11 protein-coding genes and 1 riboswitch are annotated in these 14,763 nt (G+C 51.0%); of the genes, 1 reads left to right on the top strand and 10 read right to left on the bottom strand.

Annotated features, from left to right (window positions below; genetic code table 11):
- Positions 1-85: 85 nt before the first annotated feature.
- The 5 genes from ACTVIM_RS01185 to ACTVIM_RS01165 all read right to left on the bottom strand — a co-directional run bounded on the left by ACTVIM_RS01185 (position 86) and on the right by ACTVIM_RS01165 (position 6,654).
- Positions 86-1,009: an ROK family protein gene (locus ACTVIM_RS01185; protein WP_445613387.1), complete on the bottom strand. Its 924-nt coding sequence runs from the start codon at positions 1,007-1,009 to the stop codon at positions 86-88.
- 247 nt (positions 1,010-1,256) lie between these two features.
- Complete coding sequence (locus ACTVIM_RS01180) at positions 1,257-2,252, bottom strand: sporulation protein (protein WP_445613386.1); 996 nt, start codon at positions 2,250-2,252, stop codon at positions 1,257-1,259.
- A gap of 67 nt (positions 2,253-2,319) precedes the next feature.
- A complete protein-coding gene (ytaF, locus tag ACTVIM_RS01175; protein ID WP_033023658.1) occupies positions 2,320-2,958 on the bottom strand; it encodes a sporulation membrane protein YtaF in 639 nt (212 codons plus the stop codon).
- A gap of 106 nt (positions 2,959-3,064) precedes the next feature.
- Complete coding sequence (locus ACTVIM_RS01170) at positions 3,065-4,900, bottom strand: APC family permease (RefSeq protein ID WP_445613385.1); 1,836 nt, start codon at positions 4,898-4,900, stop codon at positions 3,065-3,067.
- Between the two features lie 93 nt (positions 4,901-4,993).
- Positions 4,994-5,135: riboswitch (cyclic di-AMP (ydaO/yuaA leader) on the bottom strand.
- Positions 5,136-5,316: 181 nt separating this feature from the next.
- Positions 5,317-6,654, bottom strand: a complete 1,338-nt coding sequence (locus ACTVIM_RS01165) for a TrkH family potassium uptake protein (protein ID WP_445614284.1) — start codon at positions 6,652-6,654, stop codon at positions 5,317-5,319.
- Positions 6,655-7,101: 447 nt separating this feature from the next.
- Between ACTVIM_RS01165 and ACTVIM_RS01160 the strand changes: the two genes are divergently transcribed.
- Positions 7,102-9,033 (top strand): LTA synthase family protein, encoded by a 1,932-nt coding sequence (locus tag ACTVIM_RS01160; protein WP_445614283.1) that lies wholly within the window; start codon positions 7,102-7,104, stop codon positions 9,031-9,033.
- A gap of 18 nt (positions 9,034-9,051) precedes the next feature.
- On the opposite strand, the gene ACTVIM_RS01155 is transcribed toward ACTVIM_RS01160, so the two are convergent.
- From ACTVIM_RS01155 to ACTVIM_RS01135, 5 genes are all read right to left on the bottom strand, one after another.
- Positions 9,052-10,380, bottom strand: a complete 1,329-nt coding sequence (locus ACTVIM_RS01155) for a S8 family peptidase (RefSeq protein WP_445613384.1) — start codon at positions 10,378-10,380, stop codon at positions 9,052-9,054.
- Positions 10,381-10,508: 128 nt separating this feature from the next.
- Positions 10,509-11,237: an N-acetylmuramoyl-L-alanine amidase gene (locus ACTVIM_RS01150; protein ID WP_445613383.1), complete on the bottom strand. Its 729-nt coding sequence runs from the start codon at positions 11,235-11,237 to the stop codon at positions 10,509-10,511.
- A 208-nt stretch (positions 11,238-11,445) separates the two neighbouring features.
- On the bottom strand, positions 11,446-12,591 hold the full coding sequence (locus tag ACTVIM_RS01145) for an ABC transporter permease (protein ID WP_445613382.1): 1,146 nt from the start codon (positions 12,589-12,591) through the stop codon (positions 11,446-11,448).
- A 1-nt stretch (position 12,592) separates the two neighbouring features.
- Positions 12,593-13,696: an ABC transporter permease gene (locus tag ACTVIM_RS01140; protein WP_445613381.1), complete on the bottom strand. Its 1,104-nt coding sequence runs from the start codon at positions 13,694-13,696 to the stop codon at positions 12,593-12,595.
- 33 nt (positions 13,697-13,729) lie between these two features.
- The gene (locus ACTVIM_RS01135) at positions 13,730-14,668 is read right to left on the bottom strand and encodes an ABC transporter ATP-binding protein (RefSeq protein WP_445613380.1); all 939 of its coding nucleotides are present in this window, start codon (positions 14,666-14,668) and stop codon (positions 13,730-13,732) included.
- Between the last annotated feature and the right edge of the window lie 95 nt (positions 14,669-14,763).

Genomic DNA, 14,763 nt, shown 5'->3' with positions numbered 1-14,763 from the left:
CTGCTCTATTGTACTATAAATCATCTGTTTCTACTACCCGCGCCGTTCATTGGCTGGACAAAGACGGAGCCATCATGCATGCCCGTTACGCCGGCGGCAGTTCCCCGCGCCGCTGCAAATAGTGGTACAACGCCCCAAGCAAATTGGCATCATTTTTGAAGTGACACTTTTCAATGACCGGCTTCACTTTGGCAAACGGCACGGCTGCGAGCAAGAGGGAAAGCCGCCGTTCAATCTGTTCGATAAAGTCCGGACGATTGCTGACGGCGCCGCCGAGAACGATTTTTTCCGGGTCATAGGCGTACTGCAAATTAAAAATGCCATGGGCGAGTGAAAAATAAAACCGGTCCACTGCCTTTTGGGCGGCAGCATTCCCTTCATCGGCCAGCGCAAACACCTTTTCCCCATTCAGTTCGCCTTCTGGCACTCCCATGTCCGCCGCGGCCATGCGCACAAGCGCGCTCGTCGCCCCTAACTCGCTCCACGTTTTTCCTTTCACCGTCCCATCTTCATAGCAAACGTCCATCAACATATAGCCAAATTCCCCGCCATGCAAATGAGCCCCTTTATGAATGCGGCCGTCTTTCACGACTGCTCCCCCAATGCCGGTGCCGACGACGACAAACGCGACATCGCGATGATGCTTCGCCGCTCCTTTCCAAAGCTCACCGAGCGCGGCGCAATTCGCGTCGTTTTCCAATTCAATCGGCAGTCCTGTCTCACCGCCGAACACTTCTTTGAAATTGGGGCCATGAATGCAAGGCAACGCGCTACTTCCACCGATGATGCCGCTCTCGCTGTCCACTCCCCCCGGACAGCTCATCGCCATGCCTTGAATCGAATAATTCGTTCGGGCTTGACGGACAACAGCCAACAGATCAGCTTTAAACTTGGCAAAATCATGCCGTTCGGAAGGATAGCTTCCTTTCTCCAAAAAATCTCCTTGGCGGTTCATCACCGCATATTTGACATACGTTCCACCGACATCAAAGACGATATATTGAGGCATCCATCCCACCCCTATTCGGCTTGCTTCCATTGGCTGTATTGCCTAGGAGGCCGGTGAAAAATCGTTGTTTGCCTTGATCGATGATGGAACGCTTGAACATAGAATCTGATGCAACCAGTTTTTCTGCTTGAGAAACGATTCTGAGAAGCGTTTGTGCGAGTAAATCACCGGCCTCCTAGAGGAAACGGTTCCCATTGCCCAAGCCTAGCAACGCAAAGAAGACAAAGCGAACTGCGTTGCGCCGCCGTTACAGCCAATCCCCGCCGTCAAAGCCATCGCCACCGTCAAACCAATCATCAGCATCGATTCCATCCGCGATATCGTCGGCGACATCATCGATCACATCATCGAGCAGCTCCTCGGCGATCATTCCCGTCAGCATTCCGGCCGCAAAGCCGCCAATGGCTCCCGCCCATCCTGATCCGCCATGATGCGGGCGAGAAACGGGTGGCACGTGGCTGCCCGAATGACCATAGAACGGCGAAGACGACAATGGCCAATGATGCGGCTCCAGTGAATCGATCGCGCCAGCCGCTTGTACCGTTTCTTCAAGGGCGTCCCGGATCAGGCGGACCGCGGTCTCAAGATCACGCAGCGACTCCAACGGGAGAAACAATTCCCGCTTCATCTCCCGTTCCCCACCGGCACGATGGCAAACGTCCACTTCCATATGCAGACGCACACCTTCCGTCTCAACAAGGGCCAAAAACTCTACTTCTTGAACTATTCCATGAAATTCGCCTGTTGGGAAAAACGAAAATTCCTGCCCATATCGTGTAATGCGCCCAGAGGCCGGCTTCTCGCGAAACCCAAGCGCTGCAAACGCCGCGAACGTTTGCTCAAGCGCTGGTGGCGGCAAGATTTCAATAGCATCTTCGTCGTACGCATCCGCCCCATTGGCAATATCAAGACGAGTGACGAACGTATAACGGACCGTGGGGCGGCTGATCGGCAAATGGAGTGGGAGTTTGTAGGCAAACGGCAGTTTTTTTCGCTCCCCAGGCTGAATCGTAAACGAGGACGCGACCGGAATCACCGCTGCCGTCTGGCGATACCCCTTCCCTTCCGCTTGCATTTCCAATTCCAGCAAAACGTCCAAGGCACGGACGTGCTGTGCAACGGAACCGCCTTCCAACCAAAATTCGCCTTCCAATGTTTCACCGAGGTGCACATGGGGACGGTGCAACATGAGATCCACTTTCGCGCCACCGATGCCAAATTTCGTTAAAAACCGTTTCCACATCGACTCTCTCTCCTTTCCCTTTTCCCTAGTTCCATCCTTGAATTACGAATGAATCGGTTTAACGGTGTCATCGAAAGAACTTCACCACTCCTAAAACAATGAGCACAAAGCCAGGTACCACGTTCGCCTTTTTCATGATTTTCGTTTTTGAGGCTAAACGCCCGAGCGACAAGCCAGCACGAATCAGCGCGAGAGTAAACAACCCAACCAGCAAGGCAAAAGAAAGCGCGGGAAGATGCAAAAGCGATGAGCTGATTCCGGCGCCAAACGCATCCGTTGACAAGGCCAATCCGATCAACAATGCCTCTTTTTGGCTGATCGTTCCCGAACGGTCTAAATCCCCCTGCTCAGGCCGTTTCAACACTTGAACGGCGCCGTTCAGTCGCCCGGCCACCGCGCTGCCGCCGTCTTCCGCCAATCCTTCCCTTCGCTCCTCCTTTGAACGATAGACGTGATAAACCGCCCAACCGCCAAGACCAATGAGAATGACTGAAGCAAGTCCGCGCTCAACCTGCCTCGGCAACAGAAGCGCCAGCCACTCGCCGATGTGCATGGAAGCAAACACTACCACTCCAGACATCAATGAAATGAGCGTCAATGAAAGAAAGGGAAAACGGATCCCCCTCATCCCATATGAAATCCCCACACTCAAACTGTCCATGCTCACGCTCAAAGCCAACCCCATCATCGATACCCATAACCACATTCAAATCCCCCCTTGCCGTAAAATATGCAATCCAGTACGGCAAGGGGAATGTCATCCCCTTCGACACGAATCGATTTCCGGGGAAATACTTCCTCTTTTCTCGACATTATTCCCGCAAATGATACGGCAATGTCGCGATGACAACATCTTTTTTCATAATGAGAACAAAGCGTAAAATGATTGCGGTTTGGTTATGCAAAAACGTATGCCACCATTTTTTCACAACAAATTGTGGCAAGAGTACTGTCACCGGCGCTCGATCAGCTTCTTTTTCTGTTCGCGTAATATACTCAAGCAGCGGCGATAAAATCGTTCGATACGGCGAATAGATGATGGTCAACGGGATATCTGGATAAAACGTCTCCCATTTCTGCCGCAGTTTTTGTTCGTCTTTTTCGTCGAAAATGATCGACAAAGCGGTAATGTCATCAGAAATGCTGCGGGCGTACTGAACGGACTGGTCGACTACTTTGCTGACGCCGGAAATGGGAATAATAACTTTTGGTTTCCATATTTTTTCGGGACGTTGCCACTCCCGTTCGTCCAAGCGCAGCTGCTTGCCGAGTTTTTTGTAGTGTTCATGAATTCGGATGAACATCCAGACGAACAGCGGAATCGCCACAATAACGATCCACGCCCCTTGCGCAAATTTAGCGACCATCGTGACAAGAGTGACCATTCCGGTGACCACCGCTCCCATTCCAACGGTAAACAGCACGCCGATCTTCCGTCCTTCTTCCCGATTCCATAATTTTTTCATCAGCCCGCTCTGACCGATGGTAAAGGAAAGAAAGACACCAACCGCGTAAAGCGGGATGAGCGAATGCGTTTCGGCATGAAAAATAACGATCAACAAAATCGCCAGCACGCTCAATAAAATAATACCGTTGGAAAACACGAGGCGATCCCCTCGGGCCGCCAAGCTTCGCGGCAAAAATCCGTCTCTCGCCATGATCGACGTCAGCTGTGGAAACCCGGCAAAGCTCGTATTGGCGGCAAGCACTAAAATCAGCATCGTTGTCAGCTGAAACAAGTAAAACAAAAGTCCATTTCCGAAGACGTGACGTCCAATTTGCGAAATCACCGTCTGGTGCTCAGCCGGTGTCACACCAAATCCGGCCGCCAGCACTGTGATGCCTAAAAACATCGTGCCGAGCAGAACGGACATCCATCCCATCGTAATGGCGGCATTTTTCGAGCTGTCGGGCCGGAACGCCGGCACGCCGTTACTAATAGCTTCGACTCCCGTCATGGCCGAACATCCCGAAGAAAAGGCGCGCAACAAAAGAAACCAACTGTACCCCGATGCGAACATATGGGCTGTCGATGCATGCTCCTGCCTCGTGAACCCATGCCACCCTTCCTGCCATAATTGCCATCCACCGGCTGCGATCATCATGAGAACAAAACCGATAAATACGTATGTGGGATAGGCAAAAACCGTCGCCGATTCGGTGATGCCGCGCAAATTCAAAATCATCAATCCCAAAACAAGGGCGACAGCAACCTCTACTTTCCACGGCAGCAGCCCCGGAAAAGCCGATGTCAACGCGGCGACGCCGGAGCTGATGCTGACGGCGACCGTCAAAATATAATCGATCATGAGCGCCGCCCCGGCCACTAAACTAATTTTCGTCCCTAAATGATCGCGTGCGACCACATACGCCCCTCCCCCGGACGGAAAGGCGTAAATGATTTGCCGGTAGGAGAGGGTCACCAGCAGCAGCAACACTAAAATCGCTACCGCAATGGGAAGCGAGTAGAAAAAGACGCTCGTTCCTAACAGCGCCAACACCAACAAAATTTCTTCGGTCGCGTAGGCTACCGATGACAGCGCATCCGATGAAAAAACAGCTAACGCTTTCCATTTCGGCAATTTTTCATGTTTTAACTGTTTCGTTTCCATCGGTTTGCCGATTACCCATCGTTTCAGCGAAGCCATGTCTTCAATTCCTCCTTACCATGTCTGTCAGCCAAAAAAAAAAAAACGCCGAGGACGCGCTCAGCGGCTAAAAACAGCCGAAAAACATACTCGTCCCTCCCCAAAAAGCGCTTGCGGAGTTAGCTGTCGGGTTCGGGCTTGGAGAGATGCCCTTCCTGTTCGGATTCACCCCCAGTAACGAAACCGTTACAACGTTGGGTCCCCCGCTCCGTCATGGATTCAGCGCCTAGTTACTGGTGTTCTTGTTTCCATATCGTACTCCTCGGCCTTCACACTGTAAACAAGGAAAATAGGCAACCAATGACGATTTTTCGCCGCGTTCGGTCATTTTTCCTTGCCGGGCGAACGATCGCTCACGTTCTCTTTGTTTTTCTTTTGCTCACTCCCTCAGACGTTTGCTTGTATTATTCCCGCCGTTATCCGATCATCATTCTCCCTTTCGGATAGCGGAACGGATCGGGCTGACGGCGCAACGTCACCGCATAGGCGATCGTCAGCGGGCCGACGCGGCCGGCAAACATCGTCAAAATGATGACCATTTTCCCTAACGGAGACAATTCCGGCGTCAACCCCATTGACAATCCGACGGTCCCAAACGCCGATGTCGCCTCGAATAAAATCATTAAGAAATCTTTGCCGTTCTCGGTCACCGTCAGCACCATCGTGACCAACATGACAATGAACAACCCGCTCATCGTCACCGTCAGCGACTTGTATACCGTATCGTAAATGACGCGGTTGCGAAACAGCACGACATCTTCCTTCCCGCGGATTTGCGACCATACAGCGCCAAGCAAGGTCGTGAACGTTGTCGTTTTAATTCCTCCGCCCGTCGAGCCCGGCGAGGCGCCGACAAACATAAGGAAAATGATGAGAAACAAGGTCGGCTGCGTCAAATCGGGGATGTTGAGCGTGTTCGAACCTGCCGTGCGCGGCGTCACCGCCTGATAAAACGCAGACAACAACTTGCCTGACAGCGACAGCGGTCCCATCGTTTTCGGATTGTTCCATTCCAGCGCCAAAATCAACGCCATGCTGGCCAGCAGGAGCCAGCCGGTCGTCGCAACGACCACTTTCGTGTGAAGGGAAAGGCGGCGTGTTTGCCGATATTCGTATACTTCGTTCATGACGATGAAACCGATTCCCCCTAAAATGATCAGCAGCGGCACGACAAGGCTGACGACCGGGTCATCTACGTACCCGGTTAAACTGCGAAATTCGCCCATTAAGTCAAAGCCGGCGTTGTTAAAGTTGGAGATCGCATGAAAAAACCCGAAATAAATGGCCCGGCCGACCGGCATGTCCAACGCAAACCGAAGCGAAAGCAACACGCCGCCCACGCCTTCAATCACGATGGTAAAAATAAAAATGCGTTTCACCAATCGAACGATGCCCTCAATCGTCAACTGGTTCAGCGCCTCTTGCAGCAAGAGCCGCTCTTTCAGCGAAATGCGCTTGCCGAGCAAAAAGGCAAACAATGTCGCAAACGTCATAAACCCGAGCCCGCCAACTTGGATTAATGCCAAAATGACAAGTTGACCGAACAGGGTGAACGTCGTTCCTGTATCCACAACGACTAGGCCGGTGACACACGTCGCTGACGTCGCGGTAAACAGCGCGTCCAAAAACGGCAGCCCTTTTCCGTTGACCGTCGCCATAGGAAGCGTCAGCAGCAGCGCCCCTGCCAGAATAATGAGCGCGAACCCTAGCACGAGAATTTTCGGCGGATCCAAAACGATGCCTTTTCCCTTCATCATCCCATCACCTTCCCTCTACTTTATTCAAGGTAGCGGACCGCATATAGAAAAACTATACCAAAAATAACCCGTTCTCGGTACGGGACAATTTTTATCATAACCGTAAATCGGGGTAATAAAATGGGTAAAGAGCATGGACATCGGGACAAACTTGTTGAAACTTTTTTCGTTGCGATTCGTCTATAATGAATGGCAGTCCATTCCTCGCCGCCGCATCCAGCCAAACGAGGAAGGAGGCGTTCATCATCCCGAAAAACATTCCATTGACTTTTGGCAAAAGAAGTATTATGCTACTTGACATGGAGACGATCCGATGTAAAATGATGTAAGAACGCAACGTGCATATTTTCATATAAAAATAGAGAAATGTAGGATGGAAGAATACGAGGCAAAGGAGGAGAAGAGGACGTGAACGCCAAAAAAATGGGAAGAGCTTGGTTGACGATGTGCCGTTCTCTCTCTAACCAATATATTGGTTTTTTTATTTTGGCGGTGCTGTTGTTTTGGCTGAAGACGTACATCGCCTATTTGGCCGAGTTTAACCTCGGCATCAGCAATTCGATGCAGGAACTTTTGCTGCTGATCAACCCGATCAGTTCGGCAGTGTTTTTCTTAGGGTTGGCGCTCCTCGCAAAGGATGCGCGCTTCTACCGCTGGATCATCATTATTAATTTCATTTTGTCGTTCATCTTATACGCTAACATCGTCTATTACCGCTTTTTCAGCGATTTCATTACGTTGCCGACGTTGACGCAAACGAAAAACTTCGGCGATTTGGGCGGAAGCATTTGGGAATTGCTGAAGTGGTACGATGTGTTTTATTTCTTGGATACGGCCATTTTGGCGGCGCTTGTGATCTCTAAGCGCGTTCCGCTCCCGCAAGTGCAAGCCGGCCGCTTCAAAAAAAGCATTGTATTCGCTTCAGCCATTCTGATGTTCAGCGTCAATTTGGCGCTCGCTGAGGCTGACCGCCCGCAACTGCTGACGAGAACGTTTGACCGCAACTATATCGTCAAATATTTAGGGGTATACAACTATTTGATTTACGACGCGTTCCAAAGCATGAAATCATCGACACAACGGGCGTTTGCGAACAAAAGCGACATCACGACGGTGCTGAACCACGTGCAGGCGACATACGCCAAACCGAACCCGAAATATTTCGGGGTGGCGAAAGGCAAAAACGTCATTTACATTCATTTGGAATCTCTTCAAAATTTTATCATTAACTACAAGTTGGATGGGGAAGAGGTCACGCCGTTTTTGAACTCGCTCACCCGTGATCCGAATACGTTCTATTTTGACAACTTTTTCCATCAAACCGGGCAAGGAAAAACGTCGGACGCGGAGTTCATGTTGGAAAACTCGTTGTACGGCCTGCCACAAGGCGCCGTCTTTACGACCAAGGGGCAAAATACGTACCATGCGGCTCCGGCCATTTTGCATCAATACGGCTATACAAGCGCCGTTTTCCACGGCAACTACAAAACGTTCTGGAACCGCGACGAAATTTATAAGTCGTTCGGCTTTGACCACTTTTTTGACGCGAGCTACTACGATATGAACGACGAAGACGTCTTGAACTACGGTCTGAAAGACAAACCGTTCTTCCGGGAGTCGATCCCGCTGTTAGAGACGTTGAAAGAGCCGTTCTATGTAAAATTCATTACGTTGTCGAACCACTTCCCGTACCCGATCAGCGAGGAAGACGCTACGATCCCGCCGGCAACGACTGGCGACGGCTCGGTCGACCGTTATTTCCAAACGGCTCGCTACTTGGATGAGGCTGTCAAAGAGTTCTTTGATTATCTGAAAAAATCGGGCCTGTACGACCGCTCGGTCATCATTTTGTACGGCGACCATTACGGCATTTCCGAAAACCATAACAAAGCCATGGCACAAATTTTAGGAAAAGAAATTACGCCGTACGAACATGCCCAATTGCAGCGGGTGCCGCTATTTATCCACGTTCCGGGCGTCAAAGGCGGTGTCATTCACGAGTTTGGCGGGCAAATCGACTTACTGCCGACGCTGCTGCACTTGCTTGGCATCGATACGAAAAACTATGTCCACTTCGGAACAGACTTGTTGTCGCCGGACCATCAAGAGATCATCCCGTTCCGCAACGGCGATTTTGTCACACCGACAGTCACGGCCGTCAACGGGAAATACTATGATACAAAAACGGGCGAACCGCTCAAAGAAACGCCGGAAATCAAGCGTCTTGAACAAATCGTGCGCACGAAGCTCGATTTGTCCGATAAAGTCGTTTACGGCGATTTGCTCCGGTTCTACACGCCCAAAGGCTTTAAACCGGTCGATCCATCGAAATACGATTATAACAACCGTGAAGACGAAGAGGGAAGCGCTCAATAAGCGCCTCCCTCTTTTTTTCTAGCCTTGCCGCAGCCGCTCGACAGCCCGTTTCGCATTCACGTAGCCCGCCCCGTATACGTTCGGGTCGCGCCCCTTCCACAAATCGGCGCCGTCTTTTAACGCCTGCTTGATTTCGTCCGGCGTCGCGGTTGGTTTCGCCTGCAGCATTAACGCGACAATGCCGGCGCAAATCGGCGTTGCCATCGATGTGCCGGACATCGCCGTATAATAATCACCGATCCGGCTTTGCTTATTCATCTTGTCAAGAAATGAACGCCGCGCGCGAAGCGAAACAATGTTGACCCCCGGGACGACGAGATCCGGTTTGGTCACCCCATATTCCGTCGGCCCCCGGCTCGAAAACGGCGCCACCGCATCATCGGCGCGCGTTGCCGCCGTATCACGGTCATCGAGGGCGCCGACCGTAATGATGCGGTCGCTGATGCCCGGGCTGGCGATTGTTCCATAATTTGGTCCTTCATTTCCCGCCGCTGCACAGACGACAATGCCGTTTTCCCACGCCCGTTCGACGACTTGCACGAGCGGATCATCATTTTCGGCCGGGAACGGCTGCGGCTCCCCACCAAGCGATAAAGAAATGATTTGAATGCGCTTAGCCGGGTTGTTCCTATTGTAGTCAATGCACCATTCGATGCCGCGCATAATGGTCTCTAGCGTCCCGCTTCCCGAGCGGTCGAGCACTTTGACGCCCACGACGTTCGCCTCATACGCCGGCCCGGCATACAGCCCGTCGGACATGCGCCCGTTTCCGGCCGCATCGCCGGCGCAGTGGGTGCCATGCCCGTTATCGTCATACGGCTCCGTGCGCCCGTTCACCAAATCAACAAACGCCACAATCCGCCCCTCTAAATCGGGATGCGGGGCAATGCCGGTGTCGACAATCGCAATCGTCACCCCTTTGCCGCTCAGCTCGGTTCCATTGACGGTGACGTGTTTCGCATTCGCCGATGGCACGGCGTTGTTTAATAACGCCTTGATCGTGCGGTTCAGATACACTTTCTTCACTTTTGGATGCTCAAGCAGCTGCTCAAGCGCTGCTGGTGTCACCGTTGCGCTGTAGAAGGGAACATGGCGAAAATGGTGGCGTACTGTCATACGGAAATGATCGCGTTCCGCTTTGGCCACTGCCTCCATCCCTTCAGCATTTTCGACTTCAATCAAGACGGAAAGCCTCCGCCATTTCCGCAGCCAGCGCTCGGCCCAGCGGTGAAAAATGCACGGCATGCGCGTCATCGGTTTGTACATATTGACAAGCGCATGGCGGAGAGGACGATCCAACCGCCCCGCATGGCGACGGGCCAACTGGACAATCGAATAGCCAAACATGTCTTTTCCCCCTTCCTTTGTTTCTCGCTATACTCATATGACGGCTGAACAAAGGAGGAGGCGGCCTTTCCCCTAGGACAAACGGACAAAACCACATGCCCGTCTAAAAGCCAGACAAACGTTTTTCGTCACTTCTCGACCTGTTCGAGCACAATCCGCTTCGCTCTTCCTAAATAATGCTCCACTTGGCGCAGCGCGTTTTCCGGTTTAGCAAAGACGCCAACTTGCTTGCCATCAACGATCACACGCGTCAATCTTTGAACGCTTGGCTCATCCGGATCCTGCTCAGGAGGATTGTTCGGCGTCCCTTCTTTTTTTCTCAATCCGAGCGCCCGTTCTAGTCCGTTGACATGACCGCGGGCAATCGTCCGCAAAAATTCGGTGTCCGCCAATTTTTTTGCGTCTTCCTCATTATCGATAAACCCGTTCTCCGTCAACACCGCCGGCATCGTTGTCTCCCTTAGCACATGAAAATTCGCCTTCTTTTTTCCACGGTCGCGGAATCCTGTCGCCCGAATCACTTCTTCATGCAGCACATCGCGAATGCGGGCCGTTCGGGAATTTTCCGACAGCTCGTAGTAAATGTAATCTTCGTATCCCGTGCCACCGCCCGCGTTTACGTGGATCGCAACGTATAGATCGGCTCCCCAGCGGTTGGCTCGCTCCGTCCGCTCGTTCAATGACACCGTTTCATCTTTTGTCCGGCTCAGCTGCACGGAAACTCCTTCGTACTCACTTTGCAAAAGGCGGCTCATCTCCAAGGCGATGGACAGCGTGATGTCTTTCTCCCGCAATCCGTTACCGACCGCCCCAGTGTCCGTCCCCCCGTGACCGGGGTCAAGAAAAATGTTCACCATCGCGCTTCTCTCTCCCACCCTTCTCGCTTAGGAATCTGTCACTATTAGCATAAGCATGACGAGCGAAAATGCGATGGACAGTTTCCCAAAACCAATAAAATAAGGCACAGCCATCTGCTTCGGCTGTGCTTGATTTAAGAACTACCCAACGGTTCCACACCAATGAAGGCCTCTTGCACCGCTAGCGATCAACAACCATTCAACATCGTTACACAAATTGTCCATTCTGCTGACTTCGGCTGAACGTATAAACAGCAATAAGGAAAAATGTCAGTGCAAACGCGAGAAGAATTAACACATGCAAATACAAACTGCCAAAAGAACGCCCCTCCTGCAGCTTCACTAAGAAATCAAGCGTCCACCGTTGCGGTAGAAAGTACGCCGCCTTTTGCAAAAACTTCGGCATCACCTCGACAGGCCAAAAACAGCCGGCCAGCATGCAGGTCGGAACGGTGATCAATGGCTGCAACGCTCCGGCAGAGGTGGAGCTGTTCGCCACCATCACCGTAATCAAAGCCAACCCGATTGCCGATAAAGAGAATACGAAAAGTACGAGGGCCATTTGCCACATCGGAACGTTAGGATAAATATGAAAGATGTTTTTCATCGCCACAAAGGTCACGATCATCTGTACCGTTATGACCAACACATTCACCACAACATTCGATAACACATACGTTCTGGCTTGAATCGGTGTCGTCAATAATCGAGAATACGTGCGCTCTTCTCTTTCTTTGAGGATGATCTCCGTCAAATTTCCCGCTGACATTACCATGATCATGAGCAAGTAGCCGATCGTTTGATACGTGATCGCTTTTTGTTTGGATGTATCGGATAATGAATGAATAGCCAACCGGAACGGTGCGTGTTGATACCGTTCATACATTTTCCAAAAGAGATCGTTGTTTCCATTGGCCAATCGCCCCAATGTGGCCAGATGATCAATGTATTCATGCAAGTATGATTTGATAAACGTAGTGATTTCCGCTCCCTTGAGCGAGACGAGTTCAATCGGCCGAGGTTGGCCGTGCTGGACGCTTTCGGAAAACCCTTGGCGAAAAATCAACACACCATCCACCTTTTGCGAGGTGATTTGGTCGTCCACTGCTGACAACGTGACGCTTTTCACTGATAGATGGTCAATGTTTTTCAGAAAATGGATCGTATCATCGGTAATCCGTCCATGATCCTCATTGACGATCCCGATGCGCACCTCCTTGACAGGGTTGCTCCCGGCCGCAAACAAAGACAAAAGGATTGCCGCCAACGGCGTGCCAAAATATAACAAAAAATTGATTTTTCGACGGAACGTTCGCTTTAACGTATACTTCACCAACCAAATCACATCGTTCACCCTATAATCCCTCCCGTCTCGCTACAGACGCCACCGCGATCAATAAAAACAACGCCGCTAGACCGACATTGAGAAGCATGGTTGGAACCACGCTGGACACATCGTTGGTATATACCATTTTAAAAATCGTTTCATTCATCCAAGAAAGCGGCGACAAATGAGCAACCCACTTCGTTTCATCGATCGGAAAATAAGCACCCCCGAAAAAAGAAGCGAGCTGAATGAGGACCATCGCTATCGTTCGCGCCGCTCCTTCCGTCCTTGCCAGATAGCTCATCCCTAGCCCAAAGCTTATGGCCAATACCACTTCAGTCAACAGAAGCAAATACACGAGACTGAAGTGACGCCCCCAATACGCGTGAAAAACAAGTTTACTAAACAAGATCACTACGGCCACACAAAGAAAATTCGCCACGATGTTTCCGGCCAGTTTTCCAATAAAAATCTCGCTTTTGCGAACAGGGGCCGCCAAAAGGCGGTCAGCCGTCTTCCGCGTCCGCTCTCCCCGCAACAAAGAGCTGCCAGGCAATGCGCTATACAAAGCGATCATGGTCGTCATCGCCACCGCATAATAATCCATCGCCCCCGGTTTTCGTTTGGAACGCAGCGATCGTTCTTGAATGTACTCCTCATGTGGATTTCGATTGGGCTGAAACGAACCCGGCTGCCCTTGCGAAACGGCCATGGCCAGCTGATATTGGCCGACAAACGCGCCCATCACTCCTTGAACAATCCCCCCTTTTACCTTGTTATGTTCATTCGTGTACAACTCGACCCCATGTAAGCCGATCTCGACGTATCCATCGGCTTTTCCGTCCTGGACCGCTTGCTTTCCATTCATATCGTCCGGCACCTTTTGAAAATTGATATGGGCTTTCTTCGCCTCTTGAGCCATGGCGTGAATCGATGCCGACAACTGCCCGGCTGTTTGGTCTTTGTAGAAGACGCGTACCTCACCGACAGAAATCGTCCATTGGAACGCGTGAGAAAGGGCTGTTCCTAAGATGAACATGAGTACAATCGGAAACAGCAGCATGAAAAACAGCGTCCGGGCATCACGAAAATCGCTTTTGATCTCCTTTACCGCGATCCGAACAATATTCAAAAGAAGCACCTCCTTTGCCCAATGAAAGATCGGTCATGAATCGCGCAAATTTCTCCCCGTCAGCGTAAGAAAAACGGTTTCTAAATTCGGTGATTGGTCTTCGAGCGACCGGATCTCCACCCCGTCATTGATCAAACATTGCACAATTTGATTTAAATGATTAACATTGATGTCCGAACTGATTTTAATCATATTTTCTTCACATTGCACCGCCTTGACCCCGGGAATGTCTTGTAGATGCTGCTTGTTGAGCTGATCCATGCCCCTGATTTCGATCCAAATATCTTTTGTATCGGTAATCATCGCTTCCAATTGCTCCTTTGTCCCCTCTGCGATGATCTTTCCGTGATCAATGATCGCGATTCGTGTACAAATTTCTTCAACTTCCTCCATGTAATGGCTTGTATAAATCATCGTACATCCCATGTCATTGAGCTTTTTGACCGCAGCTAAAATATCATTTCGCGACTGCGGATCGATGCCGACTGTTGGTTCGTCCATAATGATGAGCTTCGGCCGATGGGCGATCGCACAGGCGATATTGAGCCTCCGTTTCATCCCGCCTGAGAAATGCTTCGGATAACGTTTGCGTTTATCGCTCAAGCCAACAAACTCAAGCGCCTCTTCCACCCGCTGGCGCAGCTCCGCGCCGCGCAGTCCATACAATCCGGCAAAGAACTCTACATTCTCATACGCCGTCAAATTTTCATAGATGGCGATTTCTTGAGGCACGATGCCGATCTGTCGTTTGGCAAACTGGCGGTGCCTCGTGATGTCCTTGCCGAGAATCGTGATTTCACCTGCGTTCGGGCGCAGCAACCCGGCAATCATATTGATCGTGGTGCTTTTTCCCGCTCCGTTGGCTCCGAGAAAGCCAAAGATTTCTCCTTCGGCGACAGAGAGGGACATATGATCTACCGCAATGAAGTCGCCAAATTTTTTCGTGACCTGCTTGATTTCCAACATGTTCACCGTTCCACCTTCTTTCCATACTTGGTGTTATTGATTATAGAAAAAAAGATGAACTCCTGTAAGTGCAGGAATTCATCTCGTTGACATGAGAAAAT

The organism is Geobacillus sp. YF-1 (assembly GCF_052692335.1).
This window is presented reverse-complemented; position numbering and strand designations above follow the sequence as displayed.